Below are 22,015 nucleotides of genomic sequence, written 5' to 3'. Positions count from 1 at the left end.
GGCTTCCGGGTTCTTCGGCGGGCGTTCAGGCCGAGTGGGCCAGGCTCGCCGGGTGGACGGCGTAGGCGAAGGGGAGTCCTCGGGCGTACCGCTCCAACTCCTCGGCCGCGCAGGCCGCGAGGCGTCCGAGTTCGTTGCCGAGGGATCCGGCGATGTGCGGGGTGAGCAGTACGTTCGGCAGGTCGTAGAGCGGCGATCCGGCCGGGAGCACGTCGGGGTGGGTGACGTCGAGGACGGCGTGCAGCCGGCCGGAGACGACCTCCGCGGTGAGTGCCTCGGTGTCGACCAGCGTTCCGCGTGCCGTGTTGACGAGGGTGGCGCCGTCGCGCATGAGGGCGAGGCGGCGGTTGTCGATCAGGTGGCGGGTCTCGGGGGTCTGGGGCGCGTGCACGGTCACCACGTCGCTGCGGCCCATCAGTTCGTCCAAGTGGACGGGCTCGACCCCCAGGGCCCTGGCCTCGTCCCCGTCCAGGTACGGGTCGTGGACCAGTACGCGCGCGTCGTAGGAGCGCAGCAGCTCGATGACGCGGCGGCCGATGCGCGAGGCGCCGATGATGCCGACGGTCCTGCCGTAGTTGCCGATGCCGGGGTACAGCGTGAGCGGGTTGAGCTGTGTGCGGGCCTCCCGGTAGGCCCGGGCGGTGGTGAGGACGCGCTTGTTGGCGAAGACGATCGCGGCGACCGTGAACTCGGCGACGGGCTGGGCGTTGGCCTCGGCCGCGCTCGTGACGGACAGCCCGCGCCGCCAGGCCGCTTCCGTCATCAGCCCCTTGACGGTTCCGGCGGTGTGCACCACGGCGCGCAGGGACGGGAGGAGGTCGAGGGCCTGCTCGGTGAGGGGCGGGCAGCCCCAGCCGGTGAGCAGGACCTCGGCCTCGCGCAGCCGCGCGGGGTCGGCCGCGGTGAAGTCGGTGACCAGGAGGTCGGGGTCGAGGTGAGTGGTGGCGGCGAGCCGGGTCAGGGCAGGGGCGTCCAGCAGGGCCGCCTTCGTCTCCCGGTCCATGGCGAGGAGGGTGCAGGGCTTGCGCAGCCCGGCGGGGTCCCGGGTCGGGGCGGCGTCGCCCGTGAGGTCGGGGTCGCTCGTCGGGGCGGTGTCCGTCACTTGACCGCTCCCGCCGTGAGGCCGGAGCGCCAGAACCGCTGCAGGCCGATGAAGGCGAGGGCGAGCGGGATGACGGCGACCAGGGATCCGGTGATCGCGAGGGAGTAGAACTCCGGGTACTGGAGCACGACTTGGTTCCAGCTGTAGATGCCGAGCACCGCCGGGTACAGGTGGTGGTCGTTGAGCATGACCAGCGGGCCGAAGAAGTTGTTCCAGCTCGCCGTGAAGGAGAAGAGGAAGAGGGTCATGAAGCCGGGCATGAGCATCGGCAGCGAGATCGACCGGAACACGCGCAGCTCGCTCGCTCCGTCGATCCGGGCGGCCTCGAGGACCTCACCGGGTACGTAGCCCTCGGAGAAGACCCGGGCCAGGTACACGCCGAAGGGGTTCACGAGCGCCGGGATGAGGACCGACCAGTAGGTGTTGACGATTCCGACCTCGGAGGCGAGCAGGTACTGCGGCAGAGTGATGACGACGGTGGGGACGAGGGTGCCGGTCAGGACGAGGCCGAAGAGCGCGCCCTTGCCGCGGAACTCGTACTTGTCGAAGCAGTATCCGGCGGCGACGCTGATCAGTGAGGACGCCAGTGATCCGACGACGGAGTAGAGGAGGCTGTTGAGCAGCCAGCGGCCGAAGATGCCGTCGTCGTACGTGAAGACGGCCCGGAGGTTGTCGAGGAGGTGGAACTCGCCGAATCCGAAGCCGGCCGTCCCGAAGAGGTCGGCGTGGTTCTTGGTGGCGGCGATCAGCAGCCAGGTCAGCGGCATCAGGGTGTAGAGGACCGCCACCAGGAGCACGGCGTTGACCACGGCCCTGGAGGCCATCGCGCCGCTCCGGCCCGGCCTTCCGGCCTGCTTCCGCTTGCCCTGCCGGGCGGGCGGGGCTCCGAGTGCGGGCGCCGGCTCGCCGCCGGGGGCGGTCGTGGGCGGGGCCGAGGGGGCCGCTTGGGCCGTCTGGGCCGTCTGGGTGCTCATGCCGAGTCACCTCGCTTTCCGATCCGGGTGACGACGTAGGAGAGGGTGCCGGCGACGAGGGCCACGAGGAGCGAGGCGGAGGACGCGAGGCCGTAGTCGTGCCGCTCGAAGGCCGCCTTGTAGATGAACATCATCGGGGACCAGTCCGAGCCCATCGAGCCGGCCCGCTTCGAGAGGAGCATCGGCTCGCCGAAGATCTGGACCACGCCGACACAGGTGAACAGGAGCGTGAGGAAGACGGCGGAGCGGATCATCGGCAGTTTGATCCGCAGGGCGATGCGCAGTTCGCCGGCGCCGTCCATGACGCCCGCTTCGATGACCTCGCGGGGCACTGCCTGCAGGGCGGCGAAGAAGATGATCATGTTGTAGCCGATCCACTGCCAGGCCGCGACGTTCACCAGCGAGGGCAGGACGCTGCCCGCGGCGAAGAAGTCCCAGTGGCCGCCCGCCGCTTCGATCCAGTCCAGGACCGGGCTCAGGCCGGGGGTGTAGAGGTAGGTCCAGATGATCGCCGCGATCAGTCCGGGGACCGCGTGCGGCATGAAGACGGCGAACTGGACGAGGCGCTTGGCCTTGGCCGCGGCCGAATCGACGAGCAGGGCCAGGGCGAGCGCCGCGCCGATCATCACGGGGATGTAGACGGCGCAGTACGCGGCCACGTGCAGGAAGGAGGAGGTGAAGCCGTGGTCGCCGATCGCCTTGGCGTAGTTGCCGAACCCGCTGAAGACCCGTTCGGTGCCGCCGAATCCGAGGCCGGAGGAGCGCTCGGTGAAGAAGCTCATCCAGAGCGCGTAGCCGACGGGCAGGATCAGGACCGCGGTGAAGAGCAGGAAGAAGGGGCCGAGGAAGACGAGCACCGCCCTGCCCTGGCCTGGCCGGCGCACGGGCGCGGCGCCGCGCGCTGAACGAGTGAGTGGTGCTGCCACCGGATCTCCTTGGTGGTGCGCTGCGGAGGAACGGAACGGACGGGGAAGGGACTTCGCTGCAGGGCTGGGCGGGGCCCGGGTGCCGGGAGGGGCCCGGGGGCCGGGAGGGCTGCGGGCCCCGCGCGGCGCCTACTTCGCGAGGTTGAGCCCCCGGCCCTTGATGGCCGCCTCGGCGGCGGTCTGGCCGGCCGCGAGTCCGTCGGTCAGGGTGCCCTTGAGCGCGGCGTCCTGGATGGCGGTGTTGGTGGCCGTCTGCACCGGGCCCCAGACCCAGCCCGGGACGATGGTGTCGACCTGCGCGCCGGCGATCGCGTACACGTCGTCGCCGCCGAAGAATCCCTTGTCGTCGAAGGCCGCGGCGGCGATCGTACGGAGCTCGGGGCTGGCGGGCAGGCTGCTGCTCGGCGCCTTCAGGCTGCTGAGGCGGGCCTTGACGCCCTCGGGGCTGGTGGCCGCCCACGCGGCGAACTCCGCCGCCTCCTTGACGTGCTTGCTGCCCTTGGTGACGGCGTAGCTGGTGCCGCCGAACATGCCGGTGGCCGGGGTTCCCCAGTGCGGCAGCGGGGCGACGCCCCACTTGCCGGAGTCCTTGGCCAGGGCCGTCATGGTGCCGCCCGCGCTCCACGAGGCGCCGATGAAGCTGGCCATGACGCCGTCGGCCTTGGCCTTCGCGAACTCCGGGCCGTTGATCTTCAGGTTCATCACCAGGTCGTCCTTGACCAGGCCCTGCCAGTACGAGGCCACCTTCTGCGAAGAGGCGTCGTTGATGCCGACCTTCCAGCCATCGCCCTCGGTGCCGTACCACTTGGCACCGGCCTGCCAGGACAGCGCCGCCAGCAGGGGCGCGTCGTCGTTGCCCCAGCCGCCTATGCGCACGTTCTTGTCGGCGGCCTTGATCTTCTCGGCGGCCGTCTTGTACTCGTCCCAGGTCTTGGGGACTTCGACGCCCGCGTTCTTGAAGAGGTCCTTGCGGTAGTAGAGGAGGTTGGGCGTGGCGTCGTACGGCACGGCCCAGGTCTTGCCGCCGAGGGTCACCCGGTCCTGGACGCCCTGGGGGAACTTCGCCTTCACGGTGGCGCCGGCCGGGCCGGTGATGTCCTCCAGGAATCCCTGGCTGACGAACTCCGGCAGGGTCGGGTACTCGATGCCCGCGACGTCGGGAGCGTTCCCGGCCTTGATCGCGTTGCTGATCTTGGCGTACCCGTCCGGTCCGCCGGTGATGGCCGAGTAGGTGACCTTGATGTTCGGGTGCGACGCGTTGAAGGCGTCCACCACCTGCTGGGCACCGCCGGTCCAGCCCCAATAGGTCAGGTTGACCGGCTCTTTGGGTGCGTCGGCCTTCGGCGCGGCGCCCTCGCTCCCACCGCAGGCAGTGGCGAACAGGGCCAGCGAGAGCGTGGCGAGGGCGGCGCGGGAGGTACGGGAAGTGAGCTTCACTGCTCTGCTCCTCAGATGCGAGCCGTCGATGCGGCGAGGTGATGCACATCATTCGGCCAGAGGAGAAGGGAGTCAATAGAAAAAGAAAGCTTGAGAAAGAAAAGCCAAGTAACGGTTAGGCCTCGCTGGAAGCGCGCACCCGCAGCTCGGGGAGGATGGCGATCCGGCGTCTGGGCCGGCCCGGCTCGCGCAGCCGCCGTACGAGCAACTCCACTCCGGTGACCCCGACTTCGTGCTTCGAGGGCGCCACCGCGCTCAGCGGCAGGTCGGCCAGGGATGCCACCTCGTCGTCGTACGAGACCAGCGCGACATCGCCCGGAACGGCCAGCGAGGCAGCGCGCAGCCGCTGCAGCAGCACCATGGCCTCGTGGTCGGGATGGACCAGGGCGGCGTCGACGCGGCCCTCCCGCACCGCCTCCACGAAGGCGGCCATCACCTCTTCGTAGACGGCGTCACCCGCCCCGAACTCCGCGAGGTCGAGGAAGAGCGCATGCTCGGCGACCTCGGGGCCGGCCTCTTCCATCGCCGCGCGGTAGCCCTTCTTGATCCAGGGTGCGGTGGGGGTTCCGCCACGCATCACCAGGGCGATCCTGCGGCGCCCCGTGTCCAGGAGGTGGCGCACCGCCAGCCTGGCTCCGTACCCGTGGTCCGTGCCGACGTGCTCGGCGGCGGAGGCCTGCTGTTCGGGGCGGCGCTCGATGAGTACGACGGGGACGCCCAGCTCCTCGTACCACTGGCCGCCCGGCTTCCCGTCGGCGGCGGAGGGCGCGAGCAGCAGCCCGTCGACGCCGTCCGCGACCATCCGCGCGGCCTGCGCCTTCTCGGTGTCCACGTCGTACGTGGACACGGCGAGGGTCAGCCGCACCCCGAGGGCATCCGCCGCCTCCCGGGCGCCCTTGATCACCTCGGGGTAGTAATAGGCGGAGGACGGCACGATCAGCCCGAGGACCAGCGGGCGGCCGCGGCCGGGGCCCGCTCCGGATCCCGCTCCGGCGCCGGTGTCGGTGCCGGGAGCGGCCGAGGTCGCGCGCGCCGCCGCCGGTGCGGCGGTCACGGCGGCGGTCTCCGCCCAGTCCTCGGGCAGCATCGCGCCGCCGTGCACCCGGGCCAACAGGCCGCGTTCGGCGAGGACCTCGACGTCCTTGCGGACCGTCACCACGGACACGCCGAGCTCCGCCGCGAAGTCCGTGACGCGCATGGATCCCGCTTCGCGGACCCGGCGCAGGATCGCCTGCTGTCGTTCCTCTGCGTGCACGGTGGAGCTCCCCTCGCCTGCATCCCCTGGTCGAGGTCAGCGTAGCGCGCGAAAGCCGAAACTTCCGTTTTCTTTCGAACGAAAGCTTTGCATAGGGAGTGTGGCTGAAAGCTATCCGGCGTCGGCTCCGCCGCAGTCGGGGTGACCCCAGCGCGACCCCAGCTTGCCGATCTTCTCCCCCGCCGCGTACTGCTTCCCGCAGGGGCAGGTACCGGGGAACTTGGCCTTGATGGTCACCCCGACCCGGCCGGCGGTCGCGCCCTTGGCGGCCGTCCCGTTCTTGGCCGACGAGGCTCCGGTGGGACGGCGGGCGGAGGTGCTGCGGGCCGGTGTGCTGCGGGCCGGCGCCGGGACGGACACGGACGCGTGCCCCAGCGCGGTACCCGCCGGCTCCTGGCTCACGGCCGCGTCGCTGGCGGCCTGGTCGGCGATCGCGTTCAGGTGGTCGCCGTCCTCGCGGTGCGCGGGGACGTAGCGGAACTCCACGTCCCGGTCGGTCAGCAGGGCGTCGATGCTCTCGACGAGCTCGCGGTTGGCCACCGGCTTGCCCGCGGCCGTCTTCCAGCCGTTGCGCTTCCAGGCCGGGAGCCACTGGGTCACGGCCTTCATGGCGTACTGGGAGTCCATCCGCACCTGCACGGCCGTGCCGGGGGCCACGGCCTCCAGCAGCCGCTGCAGAGCGGTGAGTTCACCGACGTTGTTGGTGGCCCGGCCCAGCGGACCGGCCTCCCAGCGCTCGGGGTGCCCGTGGACGTCGGCGATGACCCAGGCCCATGCGGCCGGCCCGGGATTTCCCTTGGCCGCCCCGTCGCAGGCGGCGATGATGCGATCAGACATCCCCCGATCATGCCTCACCGAGACCGCCACCCGTGCCCGCGGCCGCGGCAGGAGCCGGTCCAGGAACGGCGGCAGCCACCAGTTGGCCCGGCCCATCAGGAACATCGCCGACGGGACCAGCACCAGCCGCACCACGGTCGCGTCCAGGACCACGCTCACCGCCAGGCCCACCGCGAGCATCTTGACCACGACGGTCGGCGAGGCCGCGAAGGACAGGAAGACGGCTGTCATGATGAGCGCCGCACTGGAGATGACCCGGCCGGTGGCCGCCAGGCCCGTGCCGACGGCGACGGTGTTGTCCCCGGTGCGGTGCCAGGCCCCGGCGATGGCGGAGAGCAGGAAGATCTCGTAGTCCATCGACAGGCCGAAGACGTTTCCGAACATCATCATCGGTACGAACGACTCGATGGGCACGGGCTGCGACACCCCGATCAGCCCGCTCCCCCAGCCTCACTGGAACACCGCGACGAGGACCCCGTAGGACGCGGCGGTGGTGAACAGGTTCAGGGCGACCGCCTTCAGCGGGACCACGACACTGCGGAACACGAAGGTCAGCAGCACGAGCGCGGCGGCCAGCACGATGGCGATGATGAGCGGCAGCCGATCCTTGACGGTGTCGCGGAAGTCCAGCTGGCCGGCGGTGGATCCGGTGAGGTAGCCCTCCGCGCCGGTGCCGGTCAGTGCGTCGGGCAGGGTGGTGGCGGTCAGCGTCGTGAACAGGCTGCCCGTGCCGGCGCTCTGCGGTCCGGTGGCCGGGGTGACGGTGGAGACGAGCAGGCGGCCGTCGGGGCTCGGCGCGAGCGGCGTGAACCCGGCTATCCCGGCGGTGTCCCGCAGCGCCGCCGTGAGTTCGGCGCCGATCCGGTCGGCGGGGACGGTGGCTTCGTGGAGGTCGGCCACCAGGACGAAGGGGCCGTTGGCCCCGGGGCCGAAGCCGGGCCCCTCGCCCTCGGCGATCCAGTCGTAGGCCGTGCGCGTGGTGCTGCCCGCCCGGTCGGCGCCGTCGTCGACGTGGCCGAGGCGCAGCGAGAACAGCGGTACGGCGCACAGCGCGAGCAGACGGCGCCTCCAAGAAGTGTCAGGGCTGACACGAAGCACCTTGGCAGAAAATGTCAGGACTGACAATTGTCACCCCTGACAATTGACAGGGGTGACGCCATTGCTAGGCTTCGACGGTGAACCAAGATCCGGCCGAGCCCGCCTCCACACCCCCGCCCGCACCCGCACCCGTCTCCGACCGGGAGCCGGAGCCGGAGTCGGAGCACGGGCTGCGCGAGCGGAAGAAGGAGCGGACCCGCAAGCTGCTGCGCGAGGGCGCCGCCGCACTGTTCGCCGTGCACGGTTTCGCGGGCACCACGGTCGCGGACATCGCCGCCTGCGCGAACGTGTCCGAGCGGACCTTCTTCCGCTACTTCGAGAGCAAGGAAGCCCTGCTCCTGCCCGACAGCGTCGACCTGTTCGCGTACGTCGAGGCCGAACTGGCCCGGCGCCCACCGCAGGAGGATCCGCTCGACGCGGTCTGCAACGCCCTGATCTCCGCGGTGGCCCCGTTCGCGGCGTCCAGCCTCACCGCCCTGACCCACTCCGTGGCCATCGCGGGCGACGAACGCGTGGTGGCCGCCCAACTCGTCCAGCTCTTCGCCGAATTCGAGAACCGGCTCACGCTCTTGGTGCTGAACCGGCTCCCCGCCGACACCTCCGGGGCCGACCTGCGCGCCGGCGTGATCGCGGGCGCGGCCCTGTCCGCCGTCCGCGCCGTCCTGCGCACCCAGCGCCGGCGCCGCGCGAACGGCACCCTCACCGACACCCCGCCCTCCGCGCTCCTACTGGAGGCCTTCGGAACGCTGAAGCAGATCGGATCCGCCCCGCAATGAAGCTCCGACGCACCCCCGTCCTCGCCACCGCCGGGCTGGCCGCCGCCCTCGCCGGCGTCTTCGTCGCCGACGTCGCCGTCGAACACACCGCCCAGGGCCGCATCGCACGGGCGGCGGGCTGCCGCCTCCAGGCCCGCGGGCCCGTCACGGCCGAACTCTCCGGCACCTTCGCCGGACTCCGCACACTGACCGGCCGGCTGGGCTCCGTACACCTGGCGGCCGACGGCGTGCGCCGCGCCGACGCCGACACCGACATGGACATCAAGGCCGACTTGTACGACGTCACGCGCGACGGCGGCATCAGCGGCGGCCGGGCGACGGCCACCATCCCCTACGAGGCCCTGCAGAAGCGCCTGGCCGACTCGGGGGAAGCCGCCGCGGGCGCCGACGGGCTGACGGTGGGCGGCGACGCGAAGGGACTCACCCTCACCGGAACCGTGGGCGGCCTCGGCCTCCCCGTCACCGTGCACGCGAGCACCAGCGCCACGGCGGCCGGCCTGACGATCACCCCGACGACGGTCACCGTGCTGGGCCGCGAACTGCCGATAGCCACCGTGAGCGCACTGCCCGGCGCGGCCGGCCTGGCCGAGCGGCTCGCACCCCGCACCGTGGACGTCGGCGAGCTGCCCGAGGGGGTCAGCCTCACCGGAGCCAGGGCCACCGGCGAGGGCCTCACCCTGGACGCCTCCCTCACGAAGTCCGCCGCTTCGGACACCGCAGGGAGGGACTGCAGGGAGGCGTAGACCACCTCCTCCACCTTCCGGTTCGCAAAGGCCTGAATTTGCTCCAATCTCCCATTCCACCGGGCCCACCCGCCCAGAATTGACTTTACGGATTCTTTAAATTTACCCTCCACTCATGCGCAAATCATCCGCCACCACGTTCTCCGCCCTCGCCCTGGCGGGCCTGGCGCTCGCCGCCGCCGGCTGCTCCGCCGCTACAGCCGACAAGGCCGTGGACCAGGTGGTCGACAAGGCCGTGAACGAGACCTATGAGGTCACCTACGAGGTCACCGGCAAGACCGTCGACTCGGTCTCCTTCCACGACGGAGGGGGCACGGCCAGCGCGCCGAACCTCGCGACCGCCGAGCAGCCGGGCGCCACGTGGACGAAGACGGTCACCCTGCGCGGCATCATGCCCGCGGCCGTCGCCCCCAGCTCGGTCGACAACACCGCCGACCTCACCTGCAAGGTCATCTACAAGGGCAAGGTCATCAAGGAGGCCACGGGCGAAGCGGCCACGGCCGGCGGCTGCGTCGCAGTGTCTCCGGTCACCGCCGAGTAGCCGGTCCGGCCACTCGGGCAGCCCGTACCGCAACAGGCTTGACCTCAACCGCGCTTGAGGTGTGAGCATGATCCGCATGACCACCGACCTCCCGTCCCGCGCGGCGGACATCGAAGCGATCAGCCGGCTCGTCGCCACCGTCGAGCACTCCCAGCGGACCAAGGACCCCGAGGAGTTCCTCGGTCTCTTCCACCCGGACGCGATCTGGACGACGGCCCACGGCAAGGTCCTCATCGGTCTCGACGCGATCTCGGAGTTCACCCGCAAGGTCCTGCCCGCGGCGACCTGGGACGGCCAGGTCACCTACGAGGTGCTCCACGTGCTCTGGATCCGCCCCGACGTCGCGGCCGTCAAGGTCCGCCAGCGCTACCTGTCCCCGGGCGAGGAGAGCGAGGGCGCTCCGCTGTACGTCATGGCGAAGCAGCCCGACGGGCGCTGGCTGCTGACCGCCTGCCAGAACACGGGGGTCGTCGTCGACGGGACGACCTGATCGGACGAGCCCGAATCGGCTCGCGCGCGGCATCGCGTACGAAGGTCCGAACTGGCCACGCACGCCCATCCGGAGGCGGACACCGCGTGTATCGCCGGCGTATCGAAAACCGCATACGCCACCGCAACGGCCCACGGTCTCCCCTGGGGACATGAACCACAACGCATCCCCGTCGCCGCCCCGCCGCACGCGCAGGCGCGTGCTCCTCGGCCTGGCGGTCCTCGGCGTGGCGAGCGCCCTGTACGTCGTGCGGGGGCCGCTCATGATGTCCGCTCCGAGGTGCATGGCCGGGCAGTGGCACGGCTGCCTCGACACGTTCAACGGCGTGGTGCTCATGACCCTCGTCACCCTGCCCCTGTCCGTGCTGGTGGCGTGGGCCCTGGCGCGCCGTCGGCGTGCCGCCGGCATCGGCGCCGGATCGGCGTGGCGGATCTCGCTGGCCGAGGTCGGCATGGTGCACGGAACGCTGCCGTTCGTGTGGATGACCATGATGCCGGGCTCCGGAGCCGGGATCGTCCCCGGCCGGTTCAGCCTGGTACCGGTACGGGACCTGGTCACGATGGGGCCGCTCGGGATCGCCGGCAACCTGCTGGTGTTCGCCTCGCTGGGGTTCTTCGCCCCGATGCGGTGGGCGGCGCTGGCCTCCGTGCCGCGGGTCCTGGCCCTCGGGACGGGTTGCTCGGTCCTCGTCGAGACCGCGCAGTACGTCCTGCAACTGGACCGGGTGTCCTCCGTGGACGACGTACTCGTCAACGCCGTCGGCGCCGCCCTGGCCGCTCTGGCGTCGCGCCGCTGGTGGCGGACCACGGCACCGGCGCCGTCGGACCGGTCCCGCCCCGCGCTGACGCCGACGGGCTGAGTCGCGTACCCGATGCGCACCCGATGCGCGCCTTGCATACGACGGCGATATGTCCTGGTGCTTAGGCTTCGTGCATGCGCGTACTGATCGTCGAGGACGAGCCCTACCTGGCCGAGGCCGTCCGCGACGGTCTGCGGCTGGAGGCGATCGCGGCCGACATCGCCGGCGGCGGCGACTCCGCCCTGGAACTGCTCGGCGTGAACTCCTACGACCTCGCGATCCTGGACCGCGACATCCCCGGCCCCTCCGGCGACGAGGTCGCCCGCCGCATCGTCGCCTCCGGCAGCGGCATCCCGATCCTCATGCTCACCGCTGCCGACCGGATCGACGACAAGGCTTCCGGGTTCGGACTCGGCGCCGACGACTACCTCACCAAACCGTTCGAGCTGCGGGAGCTCGTCCTGCGGCTGCGGGCGCTCGACCGCAGGCGCGCGTACGCCCGGCCCCCGGTCCGCGAGATCGCGGGCCTGCGGCTCGACCCCTTCCGCCGGGAGGTCTTCCGCGACGGCCGCTACGTAGCGCTCACCCGCAAGCAGTTCGCCGTGCTGGAGGTCCTCGTCGCCGCCGAGGGCGGGGTCGTCAGCGCCGAAGACCTGCTGGAACGGGCCTGGGACGAGAACGCCGACCCCCTCACCAACGCCGTGCGCATCACCGTCTCGGCCCTGCGCAAACGGCTCGGCGAACCGTGGGTCATCGCCACGGTCCCCGGGGTCGGCTACCGCATCGACACCCAGCCGGAGGCCGGACACGAGGAAGCAACCCCGGGAGCAGACCGTGGATAGGGCGCCCGGGTTGAGCGTTCGCTCCAAACTCACCCTCAGCTACGCCGGATTCCTCATGGTCGCCGGGGTCCTGCTGCTCGCCGCGGTGTGGCTGTTCCTCCTGCGGTACGTCCCCGATCGCGCGCTCATCGTCTCCGCCGACACGCCCACCCACGGTGTCTTTCCCATCCGCTCCAACCTCCTGCGCGTCTTCGCTCCGAGGGCGGCCGCGGTACTGGCGTTCCTGCTGGTGCTCGGCCTCGTGGGAGGGTGGATCCTCGCCGGCCGGATGCTCGCACCGCTCACCCGGATCACGGACGCGGCGCGGACGGCCGGGAACCGGTCGCTGTCCCACCGGATCCACATGCAGGGCCGCCAGGACGAATTCCGTGAACTCTCCGACGCCTTCGACTCGATGCTCGAACAGTTGGAGTCCCACGTGGCCGAGCAGCAGCGGTTCGCCGCGAACGCCTCCCACGAGCTGCGCACCCCGCTGGCCATCTCGCGGACGCTCCTCGACGTCGCCCGCAAGGACCCGACGCGGGACCGGGGCGAACTCATCGAACGCCTGTACGTCGTCAATGCGCGGGCGATCGACCTCACCGAGGCCCTCCTGCTGCTCAGCCACGGCGACCGCGCGGACCTCACCCTCACCCGCGGGAGCGTCGACCTCTCGCTCCTCGCCGAGGAAGCCGCCGAAACTCTGCTTCCCCTCGCCGAGCAGCGCCGGATCACCCTCGACGTCACCGGCGGGCCGACCCGGACCGACGGCTCCGCGGAGCTCCTGCTGCGGATGGTGACGAACCTCGTCCAGAACGCCGTCGTCCACAACCTCCCCACCGGCGGGAGCGTGACGGTCCATACCGAGGAGCACGGCGACACGAGCCTGCTGCGCGTCGAGAACACGGGCCCCCGGCTCCCACCGGAACTGGTCCCGACCCTCACCGAACCCTTCCGGCGCGGGGCGGACCGCGTACGCACCGACGAGCACGCCGGTGCCGGGCTCGGTCTGGCGATCGTGCACAGCATCGTCCGCGCCCACGCCGGCACCCTCGACCTCGCCCCCGGCCCCGCCGGCGGCCTCCTCGTCACGGTCCGGCTCCCCGGCGGGCGGTAGGCGGTAGGCGGTAGGCATCGCCCGTACCCGGCACAGCCCTCTAGCGGAGGCGTAGGAGTTTCGCGCCGAGGGACGGTGCGGACAGGTCCGTCTGGAGCGCCACGGGGACCGTCGGGGCGCCCGGCCCGGTGCCGATGGTCAGGACCCCGATCTCGGTGCCGGCCCGCGCCTCCTCGGGGAGTCCCTTCTCCCCCACGGCCAGAGTCAGTTCGAGCCGCTGGCCCGGCACGGCGACGACGGCCGTGTCCCGGGTGGCCACCACCGGGGTCCGGGTACCGAGCCCGTCGTCCACGTAGCCGACGACCTGGCCCTTCTTGACCGCGCCGGCCGAGATCAGTGCCGCGCGGACGGCCTCGATGACCTTCTTGCTGTTCTGCTTGACCAGGATCAGGCTGTTGGAGCCGTCGGGGTCGGCGCCGGTGACGTGCTGGTCGAGCATCGTGCCGAGGATCAGCGGGGTCTTGTCGCCCACCGTCTTGTACGCCGCCCACATCAGCGCGCCTCCGGCCGCCGAACTGGAGCCGGTCTTGATGCCCTTGATGCTGAGTCCGGCGATGAGCAGGTCGTCGTTGTTGTTGTTGAGCGGCTCCCGCAGGCCCGGGACGGTGGCGTTGGGAAGCTGGACGATCGCCCGGAACGCGTCGAACTTCATGACCTCCTCGGCCAGTTTCAGCTGATCGACGGCGGTGCTCACGGTCTTGGCGTCGAGCCCGCTCGGGTCCGTGTACGTGGTGGAGGTCATGCCGAGCGCCTTGGCCTCGGCATTCATCTTCTCCACGAACGCGGCCTCGGAATCGCTCCCGGTGTCCCAACGTGCCAGCAGGCGGGCGATGTTGTTGCCCGAGGGGATCATCAGCATCTTCAGCATGTTCTGCTGGGAGAAACGGGTGCCGGCCGTCAGGCCCGTGATGCGCGATTCGCTCACCGAGGTGCCGTCCGCGACGGCCTTGGCGTCCACCTCGATCTGCGGGCCGTCCTCGCCCTTCTTCAGCGGGTGGTTCTTGAGGATCACGTAGGCCGTCATGACCTTGGCGACGCTGGCCGTCGGCACGGGCTTCTGCTCCCCGAACGTGCCGACGTCGCCCGCGCCGCCGACCCGTACGGCGGCCTGGCCCTTCTCCGGCCAGGGCACGTCGAAGCGACCGTCGAGGGTGACGGCGGACGCGGCGTCCCCCCGGGTGAACAGGGCGTCGGGCAGCGGCCGCAGCGCCTGTACGACGGCCAGTACGGCGACCAGCAGGAGCAGCGGCGGCACCCAGATCCGAACCCGCCGGGCGACGGTCCGGCCGGGGGTCGCGGGCGGCGGCGGGGTATTGGTGAGCTGCGCGAGCAGATCGAGCGCGGGCAACGGCTGCTCGGTGGTCCCCTCGGGGGTCACGCCAGGCGGCCGGGCCGGGCCGGGCGCCCGCGCGGGGTCGGCCCCTGGGGCGGGAGCCCGCCCCGAAACGGGAGCCGTTCCAGGAGCCGGGGCGGTTCCCGGAGCTGACCCGGTTCCGGGAGCGGGAGCCGTTCCCAAAGCCCGCACGGTTCCCGAAGCCGGGGCATCCCCCGCCGTCGGCACGGCAGGGGCGGGCCGTACGCGTACCGGCGCAGGCCCTGGTGCTGACGTTGACGTTGACGCCCATGTCGGCACCGACGACGAGGGGGACTCGTCCAGCGGCTTGAGCGCGATGAACGTGCTCGTCCTCTCGGAGTCCGACTCAGGACGGGTACTAGTACCGGTACCAGTACCAGTACCAGTACCGGTTGCTGCCATCGTGTCCGGCGCGGGGTCGGGCCCCGGACCCGACTCCGCATCCGGCCGCGCCCGCGGGTCCGGAGCGGGCAAAACCCGGAAGGCCCCCTCCGGAACGGCTTGCGGCTCCGACCCGGACTCCCGCTCCGGCCGCGCCACGGGCCCCGAGTCAGGCACGGCCGTGGGCTCGGACGCAGACACCGCCTTGGCCCCGGATGCAGGCGCGGACGCAGTCCCGGACTCCTGAGCGGACGCAGCCTCAGGCTCGCCGCCAGACGCGGGCCCGGAAGCGGACGAAGGCGCGGGCACCGCCCTGGACGGTGGGACGGCCTCGGGGCCGGGTGTGGACGCAGTCTCAGGTTCGGACCCGGACCCGGCCGGGGGCTCCGGCATGGCGCCCGAGGCGGGGTCGGACGAAGGCGCGGGCGACGTCGCGGGCGCGATCGCGGATGCGGGCTCGGAGCCGGGCTCCGGCTCGGAGCCAGTCTCGGCATCGGGCCCGGGAGCCGCCCTCGGCGCCGGCACGGTGCGCGGGTCCGGACCCGGCCGGGGTGCGGGGTCGGGCGTTGGCCGCTGGGCGGGAGCCGGTGTGTGCGCCTCGCGCGCGCCGGGCGTCCTCGCCGGGGGCTCGTCCCTCGTCGCGCCGGGCGTCTCGCCCTCCACCGGTACCGCCGTCATGCCGTACACCGCCTTGCTCGTGCCGTTCTGGATCAGCAGCCAGTCTCCGGGCCGCATATGCGCAGGTGATGCGCGCTGGATGACCAGTTGGTCACAATCCGTCCGGCCGGGCCCTGGCCGGCATCCGTCGTCAAACGATCATCAAACGATCACGCCCCCATCATGCGCGCCCCGAAGAATCGCCCTCTCCCCCACGCACGGCACCACCAGGAACCGGACACCGCTCATGAGCCCCAGCACCCCCGGCCCCCCGGCTCCGTCGCGGCGACGTCTGCTCGCCGGCGGCGGGGCCGTGTTCCTCACGGCGACCACAGGCTCCCTGTTGGCCGCCCGGTCCGGCGGCTCCGCGCAGAGCGACGACGACCGCGCTCCGGGGGCGGGACCGCCCGCCGCCTCGCCCACCGCCTCCGCCGCATCCGGATGGATGCCCGGGGTGGCGAAGATCCCCCTGGAGCGCAACTTCGTCCTCGGCGACCGCGATGCGCAGCGCGGGCTCGTGCTCCACGTCCAGGAGGGCGAGGGCTCTTTGTACGAGCGGTTCAACACCCCCGGGATCAAGACCTCCTCGCACTTCTGGGTCTCCCGGGACGGGGAGACGGAGCAGTACGTGTCCGTCCTGGACCGGGCCTGGGCGCAGGTGGAGGGCAACGGGTCCTGGGCCTCGGTCGAGACCTCCGGTTTCGCGGCCCGGGCGCTCACCGAGGCGCAGGTCGACGCCGTCGCCCGCATCTACGCCTGGGGCGCCGGCTCGCACGGCTGGCCGGCGGCCGTCAGCGAACGCCCGGACCAGCCGGGTCTGGGGATCCACGCCATGGGTGGCGCCGAATGGGGCGCGCACGCATGCCCCGGCGCCCTCCGGTCCGGCCAGCGCGCCGAGATCATGCGCCGGGTGCGCGAGCGCCTGCCCGGCGGGGAGTGAGCCGGGCCGCGTGCGCTCGACGACCCGGCGGCGGGGCAGGACGACGCATCCGGTGACATCTTTCGGGCGGCTGACCGTTTTGATGTGAGACGGACGGAGTCGGAGTGCTGCGGTCCATCTCGCCATGAAGTCCCAAACGCTTCGCCATGGCGTTCTGTGGGATCAAAGATGTCAAGCCGCGCGCTTGTGGATCGCGCCGAGGTAGAGGCGTTCACGATGGGGCACGTGGTCGTCGCGTCCAGGCGTGAAGAACACCGCGCAGACGTCCGCGGGTTGGGTAAGGATGCTTGATTGCTCACCGAACGTGAGGCGGTCGTTGACGTCGTGGCGGCAGTCGACTGCATCGAGGCCGGCGATCAGGTCTTCTCGGAGCACTGAGGACGGGTAGGACTCCGAGTCCGGCAAGACCAGGGCCGGCAACTTGGTCGTCGAGCCTGGCCGGAGCCTGATCCAGATTCCGCTTACAAGGCGTTGGGTGATGACCAGCTCCAGGCCGTTCCAAGCGTGGGGGTAGCCGTCAATGTCCGGTCTCATCCGGATGGCGGGGTGCGGGTGCCCTGGACCCAGGAGATCCTCGGCCTCCGCCAGCGGCATGCTGCAGTGAAGCGGGCCGATACGGCCGGTCCGGGCGAAGTCGACGAGCACGTTCATCAAGGTCACGACGGCGACTCTGGCATCTTCTCGTGCCGGCCCACACCTGAATAATGCTCGAGGGCCCCTCAGCACGGCTCACCGGGTCGACACGATCGCGTGCGGGTGGTCAGGTCGGTGCCCCGCGGCAGAGTCGCAGTCGCGGGGGCTCCGATCCGGATCGGTGTCGGCCCTCGCCCTTCGTCTGCTCGGCGAGCAGTGCCTGGGTACGCCCCTTGAGGAAGGTGTACCGTGCCCGAGACCCCGAGCGCCGTGGTCCGTACGCCCTGAGCTCCGGTGGCCGGCCCATACCGGCCGGTGACCGGAGCGGGAGGGGCGGCTACGGGCTGGCCGAGGGTCAGCTGGTGACCGTGTCGTCGCAAGCCGGCTTCGGCGGGGCCTTCGCCAGAACGTCCCGCCAGTAGGCGGCCTCCCCGGCCACGCCCCGCTTCACGGGCTGGACGACCTCGGCGAACGCGAAGCCGTAGTTCTTCGTCCCGGGCCCGGCCGTCAGGTCTCCGGGGCCGACGGCCACCACGTACTGACGGCCGGCCTCAAGGAGCACCTCCTGCCGGTTCGGGGTGACCGTCAGGGTGTAGCTGCCCGGGGCCCCGCCGGCCTGTACGCGCTGGGTGATCGCCACCGCAGGCGCCCATTCCTCCTTCACCACTTCCAGGACGCGCACCGGCGTCGTCACGAACTTCCGCGCCTCGGCGTCGGAGATCCCCTCCAGCGAGACCGGTCCGGCCGGGCCGGTCGCCTCGACCACGGCGATGCCCTGCGCGGAGGTGGCAACTTCCGTATCCGTGCCGTACGGCGCGTCACACAGGCTCTCCACGTTGCGCCGCATCTCGGCGCCGTATCCGGCGAGCAGGGTCACGTTCCGCGTGATCCTGTCGGTCGCGGCGGTTCCCGAGCCCTGCGTCCAATGCCCGCCTTCTTCGCACCGGAGAACTGCCACACCTTGACCGCGTGCGCCAGCACGGCGCCGCCGTGGCGGCGGCCGCGGGGGGCGGGGCGCCGAGCAACAGGGCGGAGGCGGCAGACAACGCGGCGAGGGCACGTTGCATCCCGCCAACGGTAGGACACCCCCGGACGGGGCCAATCGTTTCACCGAGCCGGTCCTCCGACATCACCCGTGGGGAGTGCTCCTTGTCGGTGTCCGGCTACGGCGCCGAAGCGGCCGCGCCGTTCTGCTTCCACTGGCGGCTGCTCGTGCCCGGATCGTCTCCGGCCGCGTCGACAACGACGATCCTCGGCGTCGCTGCGTGACGGGCAGCCGGTCTTTCGCCCTGTACGCGGCATCGCACCGCCCGGTCCGGTCAGGCGTTGTTCCGGTGTGGACAACGACTTGCTGGACGCGCCCCTCGACGGGGTCACCGACCCGTGCCTGAAACTGATCAGCAGGGACGAGGCACGGGCCGTGATGGCGCTCCTCGGGCTGCTCGACGACGATCAGCCCGAGGAGACCCTTCAGCCGCCGGGGAGTTGCGCTTCCGCATCGGGTCCCGGCTAGGGGTCCGCCCGGAGGGATCCCCCGTTGATCATGCGCCACACCCCGTGTGGCACAGTCCTGGAGCTGTCCTGGGGTTGTCATGGCTCGGGGCGGGGGATGCGGACACCCACACGTCCACTTGTGAGCTGATATGAGAAGATTTGCGGCCCTATGGCTGCGCGCATGGGCGCCCGTTCTGGCCGCCGTCCTCCTCGTCGGAGGACAGGTGACGCCCGCCGCGGCCCTCACCACTACGCCCGGCGACGCGGCGGCGGCCGCCTACACCCGCGATTCGGTGCGCGCGGCGACCTGGAATATGTGCGGGGAGGCCGGCGGCAACTACGCCTCCGAGGCTGGCTACTGTCCCTACCGGAACGGCAACAAGACCGACACCGGACGCAAGAAGCCGGACGGATCGGCGATCTACGACTACGACGGCCCCCGCAAGAAGATGGAAGGCGTCGTCAAGCTCATCAACGAGCGCAACCTCAACGCCGTGCTGCTTCAGGAGGTCTGCGCCGGTACGACATCGGGCGACCTCTACGGAACGAGCCACCTCGACGAGCTCGCGAAGCTGCTCGCCGGAAAGGGGTGGAGCTTCGCGTCCGCGGGCGTGACACGGCCCGACGACAGCGACGGGCCCGAGCCCGAGCGCAGGGATTCCGAGCTCATCGACTCCGAGGGCTCGGACTGCCGTGGCGACGCCCTGACCGGCCAGTTGAGCGTCGCCATCGCCGTCAAGGGGCAGATCACGTGGAAGTCGGAGAACGACTTCGACACCCCCGTCGGCACCGGCCTCTCCATGAGCAGCAGCACCATCCTCTGTGCCGAGGTGGCCGGCTGGGAGAGTCACCTGTGCAGCACGCACATCTCCAACTTCAACAACGACAGGTTCAAGAAGAAGGACGAGCCGCACTGGGAGGTCCCGATCTCGCAGGAGACGGCCGAGGCCTACTACCAGAAGCAGCTCGGCATCGTCGTGAACGTGGTGAAGAAGTTCCCGTCCGTGGTCCTGGGCGGCGACTTCAACACGCGCAACCAGGAGACGCTCCAGCCGCTCTACAGCCTGATGGCGGAATGCGACCAGCGAGCGTACCTGCCCAACGACGGCGTGTACAACGACGCCGTCAACGAGGACACGAAGTTCACCCGGACCAACGCGGCGCTCACGCCCGAAGGAGGTTACGTCTCGTACGACGTCACGTCGTCCAAGATCGACTACCTCTTCGCGACCGGCGGCTTCACCGGTTGCGACTCGCGGACCGAGTTCGGCGACAGGACGAACTACCTGGTTGAAGTCCAGCCGCTGTGCCAGAAGGTCAAAATGGTCGTCTGTAAGCCGGACGACAACGCCTACTCCGACCACACCCCGGTCTACGGCCACACTCAGGGCAGCCCCGCCCTCTCCTGGAAGCTCGACGGCCGCGCCACGGCGACCACCGGCGGCTCGGCCGGCCTCACCGGCGCGAGCGGCGACGGTACGAGCGACTGGCGGACGGCCGAGCACGGCGGCGCCCTGTACATGGACGGCCGCGTGGACGAGGCCATCGCGGCCGGCGGCCCCGCGTTCGACACCGCCCACAGCTTCACCGTGTCGGCCTGGGCCAAGCTCGACGCCTCCGCCAGCACCTCCGCCGTCCTGTCCCAGGACGGCAACCGGGCCAGCGGCGTGATCCTCTTCTACAACGCGGGGGACAAATCCTGGCGCTTCGGCCTGCCGAGGAAGGACGACGACGGGTGGAACATCGACCAGGCCGTCGCCCTGGGCGCGGAAACGGGGCAGTGGACCCGACTCACGGGCGTCTACGACTCCGCCACCGGCAAAGCGAGCCTCTTCGTCGACGGTACGAAGAAGGCCGAGACCACGCACACCGACAGGTGGCGCGCCAGCGGCCCCTTCGTCGTCGGCCGCGACCTCGTCAGCGGCGTACGGCAGGCCGGCTTCAAGGGCCACATCCAGCGGGTCGAGGCCTTCAACTACGCCCTTCGGGACGACCAGGTCGCCTCCTATTCCGGGACCATGGCGTTCCCCACTGGCGAGAACATCGCGATGCAGGGTCCGCAGGGGGAGCTCTCCCAGGGCTGCCACCAGCATCCCGGCGATTTCGGCAACGCCTTCGGCACGGCCGGCAGCCTCACGCCCACGCTCACCGCGACGGTCCGGCACCCCGACCCGTCCAAGAACGTGTGGGCCGAGTTCTCCCTGTGGGACATGACCACCTCGACCCAGATCCTGAGCCTGGGCACGCCGGGATCGAAGAGCACCACGACGGTCAAGGGCCAGGGCACCGTCTCGCTCACCGTGCCGAAGCTCATCCCCGACCACAGGTACGGCTGGCGGGTCCGCACGGCTGACGACACCACCAACAACACGCCCGTGTCCGCCAACTGCCACTTCACGGCACCCGCGGCCTGATCCCCCAGCAGACGAACCCCGCGTGCCCCGGCCGGAGACGATCCGACCGGGGCACGCCCCGTTCCCAGCCCGGGATCCAGGGGTGTCCGTCGGAGCCGCCGCGACCCCGGCCATGATCCGCCGGACACCCGCCTACTTCGTGGTGGCGAAGGCGACTGGCTCGTAGGCAACGGTGGCTCCGGGGCAGTCCTCGGCGAGCCCGAGGAGCGCTTCGCGCTCGCGGTCGTCGGCGGTCAGGGCCCAGCACAGCAGCAACGGCTCCAGCCGAGCCCACTGTTCGTCCGTCAGGTCTCCGCGCCTCACACCAAGATCATCACAGACCCTGATCAGGGGTCTCCCTCCGCCGGAAACACCGGGTTTCCGTCCTCGCCCGTGAACGGCGGACGAGACGGCAGGTGCCCCAACGCCTGCCAGACGGCATGGGCGGCAGCGAACTTCACATCGCCCGGACCGGTATCCGCAGGAGCGACGGCGATCTCTGTGATCTCCACCAGCAGGCTGCGGACGCCGACGGGCAGTTCCCTCAGTGCGTACCAGGCGCCATCTCGTGCTTCCACCACGACGCCCGCGTCCCCCTCGCCATCAACGGCTGCCGGGTGACTCCAGCGGAATACGTCCGCACCAACCACGACCCCGGCAGCCCTTAGGGCTGACATGCGAAGACCCCCGCGCCGCGGGGGTCTTCTGCCTTCGGTCAAAACGTGCGCTGGGTGGACCAGTTCGCATGGCTGGACGGGTTGGTCAGGTCGAAGGTGGTGCCGGAGAGCCGTCGGTCCGGGCCGCGGACTCCGGTGTAGCGGCCGATCGGCCCGTGCGACCAGCCAACGGTGAAGTAGATGTTCTCCCCGTCCACGGAGCCGTCTCGGAGGGTCCCCACGGTGTTCCCGGACGACACGGTTCCGAAGAGCCGCCCGCTGCTGTCCTGCGTCAGGTCCACCCGCACCGTGGCGTTGGTCTGGTAGAGGTACCAGACTCCGCCGGCGTTGAATGCGGGCACCGCCCTGACCTCCTGCACCGGACTCGCGGCGGCGGGGGCGGGGGCGGCGCCGCTCGCGGGGGCCGCTAGACCGGCCCCTGCGACGGAGACGAAAAGAGCGACGGCGATCGTGGTCAGGAGCTTGCGAGTACGGGGTACCACGGACATGAGCCCTCCGTAAGTTGTTGGGTGGCCCGGGAGGGCCGGATGTGGCTTATGGGTCCTTGCCTTCAGTGGCTTCCCTGGAGTG

Annotated in this window: 22 protein-coding genes and 1 pseudogene; 10 read left to right on the top strand and 13 right to left on the bottom strand. The window is 71.0% G+C overall.

Annotation, left to right across the window (positions count from 1 at the left end):
• Nucleotides 1–25 precede the first annotated feature (25 nt).
• From MTF69_RS34375 to MTF69_RS34345, 7 genes and pseudogenes are all read right to left on the bottom strand, one after another.
• On the bottom strand, nucleotides 26–1,003 hold the full coding sequence (locus MTF69_RS34375; protein ID WP_243340389.1) for a hydroxyacid dehydrogenase: 978 nt from the start codon (nucleotides 1,001–1,003) through the stop codon (nucleotides 26–28).
• A 95-nt stretch (nucleotides 1,004–1,098) separates the two neighbouring features.
• Nucleotides 1,099–2,076 (bottom strand): carbohydrate ABC transporter permease, encoded by a 978-nt coding sequence (locus tag MTF69_RS34370; protein WP_243340293.1) that lies wholly within the window; start codon nucleotides 2,074–2,076, stop codon nucleotides 1,099–1,101.
• Complete coding sequence (locus tag MTF69_RS34365; RefSeq protein ID WP_243340292.1) at nucleotides 2,073–3,002, bottom strand: carbohydrate ABC transporter permease; 930 nt, start codon at nucleotides 3,000–3,002, stop codon at nucleotides 2,073–2,075. Before MTF69_RS34365 ends, MTF69_RS34370 begins: the two co-directional genes overlap by 4 nt.
• A gap of 129 nt (nucleotides 3,003–3,131) precedes the next feature.
• A complete protein-coding gene (locus MTF69_RS34360; protein ID WP_243340291.1) occupies nucleotides 3,132–4,439 on the bottom strand; it encodes an ABC transporter substrate-binding protein in 1,308 nt (435 codons plus the stop codon).
• Nucleotides 4,440–4,554: 115 nt separating this feature from the next.
• A complete protein-coding gene (locus MTF69_RS34355) occupies nucleotides 4,555–5,694 on the bottom strand; it encodes a substrate-binding domain-containing protein (RefSeq protein ID WP_243340290.1) in 1,140 nt (379 codons plus the stop codon).
• Nucleotides 5,695–5,805: 111 nt separating this feature from the next.
• Entirely contained in the window at nucleotides 5,806–6,531 is a 726-nt protein-coding gene (locus MTF69_RS34350; protein ID WP_243340388.1) for a ribonuclease H, read from the bottom strand.
• A gap of 81 nt (nucleotides 6,532–6,612) precedes the next feature.
• Nucleotides 6,613–7,431 (bottom strand): annotated as a pseudogene (locus MTF69_RS34345) (MMPL family transporter); the annotation flags it as partial.
• 275 nt (nucleotides 7,432–7,706) lie between these two features.
• Here MTF69_RS34345 and MTF69_RS34340 point away from each other — a divergent pair.
• From MTF69_RS34340 to MTF69_RS34310, 7 genes are all read left to right on the top strand, one after another.
• Nucleotides 7,707–8,405: a TetR/AcrR family transcriptional regulator gene (locus MTF69_RS34340; protein ID WP_243340289.1), complete on the top strand. Its 699-nt coding sequence runs from the start codon at nucleotides 7,707–7,709 to the stop codon at nucleotides 8,403–8,405.
• Nucleotides 8,402–9,148, top strand: a complete 747-nt coding sequence (locus MTF69_RS34335) for a DUF2993 domain-containing protein (protein WP_243340288.1) — start codon at nucleotides 8,402–8,404, stop codon at nucleotides 9,146–9,148. Before MTF69_RS34340 ends, MTF69_RS34335 begins: the two co-directional genes overlap by 4 nt.
• 115 nt (nucleotides 9,149–9,263) lie before the next feature.
• Complete coding sequence (locus tag MTF69_RS34330; protein WP_243340287.1) at nucleotides 9,264–9,689, top strand: MmpS family transport accessory protein; 426 nt, start codon at nucleotides 9,264–9,266, stop codon at nucleotides 9,687–9,689.
• A 67-nt stretch (nucleotides 9,690–9,756) separates the two neighbouring features.
• Entirely contained in the window at nucleotides 9,757–10,179 is a 423-nt protein-coding gene (locus MTF69_RS34325; protein WP_243340286.1) for an SgcJ/EcaC family oxidoreductase, read from the top strand.
• A gap of 151 nt (nucleotides 10,180–10,330) precedes the next feature.
• Nucleotides 10,331–11,038: a VanZ family protein gene (locus MTF69_RS34320; protein WP_243340285.1), complete on the top strand. Its 708-nt coding sequence runs from the start codon at nucleotides 10,331–10,333 to the stop codon at nucleotides 11,036–11,038.
• 74 nt (nucleotides 11,039–11,112) lie between these two features.
• A complete protein-coding gene (locus MTF69_RS34315; protein WP_243340284.1) occupies nucleotides 11,113–11,820 on the top strand; it encodes a response regulator transcription factor in 708 nt (235 codons plus the stop codon).
• Nucleotides 11,813–12,916: a HAMP domain-containing sensor histidine kinase gene (locus MTF69_RS34310; protein WP_243340283.1), complete on the top strand. Its 1,104-nt coding sequence runs from the start codon at nucleotides 11,813–11,815 to the stop codon at nucleotides 12,914–12,916. Before MTF69_RS34315 ends, MTF69_RS34310 begins: the two co-directional genes overlap by 8 nt.
• 40 nt (nucleotides 12,917–12,956) lie before the next feature.
• Here the strand turns inward: MTF69_RS34310 and MTF69_RS34305 are convergent, their stop codons facing one another.
• Nucleotides 12,957–14,294, bottom strand: coding sequence for a D-alanyl-D-alanine carboxypeptidase family protein (locus MTF69_RS34305; protein WP_243340282.1), 1,338 nt, complete (start codon nucleotides 14,292–14,294; stop codon nucleotides 12,957–12,959).
• A 1,261-nt stretch (nucleotides 14,295–15,555) separates the two neighbouring features.
• On the opposite strand from MTF69_RS34305, the gene MTF69_RS34300 reads away from it, so the two are divergent.
• Entirely contained in the window at nucleotides 15,556–16,248 is a 693-nt protein-coding gene (locus MTF69_RS34300; protein ID WP_243340281.1) for an N-acetylmuramoyl-L-alanine amidase, read from the top strand.
• Nucleotides 16,249–16,419: 171 nt separating this feature from the next.
• Here MTF69_RS34300 and MTF69_RS34295 read toward each other — a convergent pair whose 3' ends face one another.
• Both MTF69_RS34295 and MTF69_RS34290 read right to left on the bottom strand, forming a co-directional pair.
• Nucleotides 16,420–16,908 carry a hypothetical protein gene (locus MTF69_RS34295; RefSeq protein ID WP_374324834.1) on the bottom strand — a complete coding sequence of 163 codons (489 nt, stop codon included), beginning with the start codon at nucleotides 16,906–16,908 and terminating at the stop codon, nucleotides 16,420–16,422.
• A gap of 328 nt (nucleotides 16,909–17,236) precedes the next feature.
• Nucleotides 17,237–17,758 carry a hypothetical protein gene (locus tag MTF69_RS34290; protein ID WP_243340280.1) on the bottom strand — a complete coding sequence of 174 codons (522 nt, stop codon included), beginning with the start codon at nucleotides 17,756–17,758 and terminating at the stop codon, nucleotides 17,237–17,239.
• 459 nt (nucleotides 17,759–18,217) lie between these two features.
• Here MTF69_RS34290 and MTF69_RS34285 point away from each other — a divergent pair, with 459 nt between their 5' ends.
• Both MTF69_RS34285 and MTF69_RS34280 read left to right on the top strand, forming a co-directional pair.
• The gene (locus MTF69_RS34285) at nucleotides 18,218–18,394 is read left to right on the top strand and encodes a hypothetical protein (RefSeq protein WP_243340279.1); all 177 of its coding nucleotides are present in this window, start codon (nucleotides 18,218–18,220) and stop codon (nucleotides 18,392–18,394) included.
• Nucleotides 18,395–18,524: 130 nt separating this feature from the next.
• The gene (locus tag MTF69_RS34280; protein ID WP_243340278.1) at nucleotides 18,525–20,789 is read left to right on the top strand and encodes a LamG domain-containing protein; all 2,265 of its coding nucleotides are present in this window, start codon (nucleotides 18,525–18,527) and stop codon (nucleotides 20,787–20,789) included.
• 132 nt (nucleotides 20,790–20,921) lie between these two features.
• Here MTF69_RS34280 and MTF69_RS34275 read toward each other — a convergent pair whose 3' ends face one another.
• The 3 genes from MTF69_RS34275 to MTF69_RS34265 all read right to left on the bottom strand — a co-directional run bounded on the left by MTF69_RS34275 (nucleotide 20,922) and on the right by MTF69_RS34265 (nucleotide 21,933).
• The gene (locus MTF69_RS34275) at nucleotides 20,922–21,092 is read right to left on the bottom strand and encodes a hypothetical protein (protein WP_243340277.1); all 171 of its coding nucleotides are present in this window, start codon (nucleotides 21,090–21,092) and stop codon (nucleotides 20,922–20,924) included.
• A 23-nt stretch (nucleotides 21,093–21,115) separates the two neighbouring features.
• Nucleotides 21,116–21,418, bottom strand: coding sequence for a hypothetical protein (locus MTF69_RS34270; RefSeq protein ID WP_243340276.1), 303 nt, complete (start codon nucleotides 21,416–21,418; stop codon nucleotides 21,116–21,118).
• 65 nt (nucleotides 21,419–21,483) lie between these two features.
• Nucleotides 21,484–21,933, bottom strand: a complete 450-nt coding sequence (locus MTF69_RS34265; RefSeq protein WP_243340275.1) for a hypothetical protein — start codon at nucleotides 21,931–21,933, stop codon at nucleotides 21,484–21,486.
• Between the last annotated feature and the right edge of the window lie 82 nt (nucleotides 21,934–22,015).

The sequence above is a fragment of the Streptomyces sp. AP-93 genome, assembly GCF_022808175.1.
Classification (GTDB): domain Bacteria; phylum Actinomycetota; class Actinomycetes; order Streptomycetales; family Streptomycetaceae; genus Streptomyces.
The sequence above is the reverse complement of the archived record's forward strand: the minus strand, read 5'-3'. Positions and strand labels throughout refer to the sequence as shown.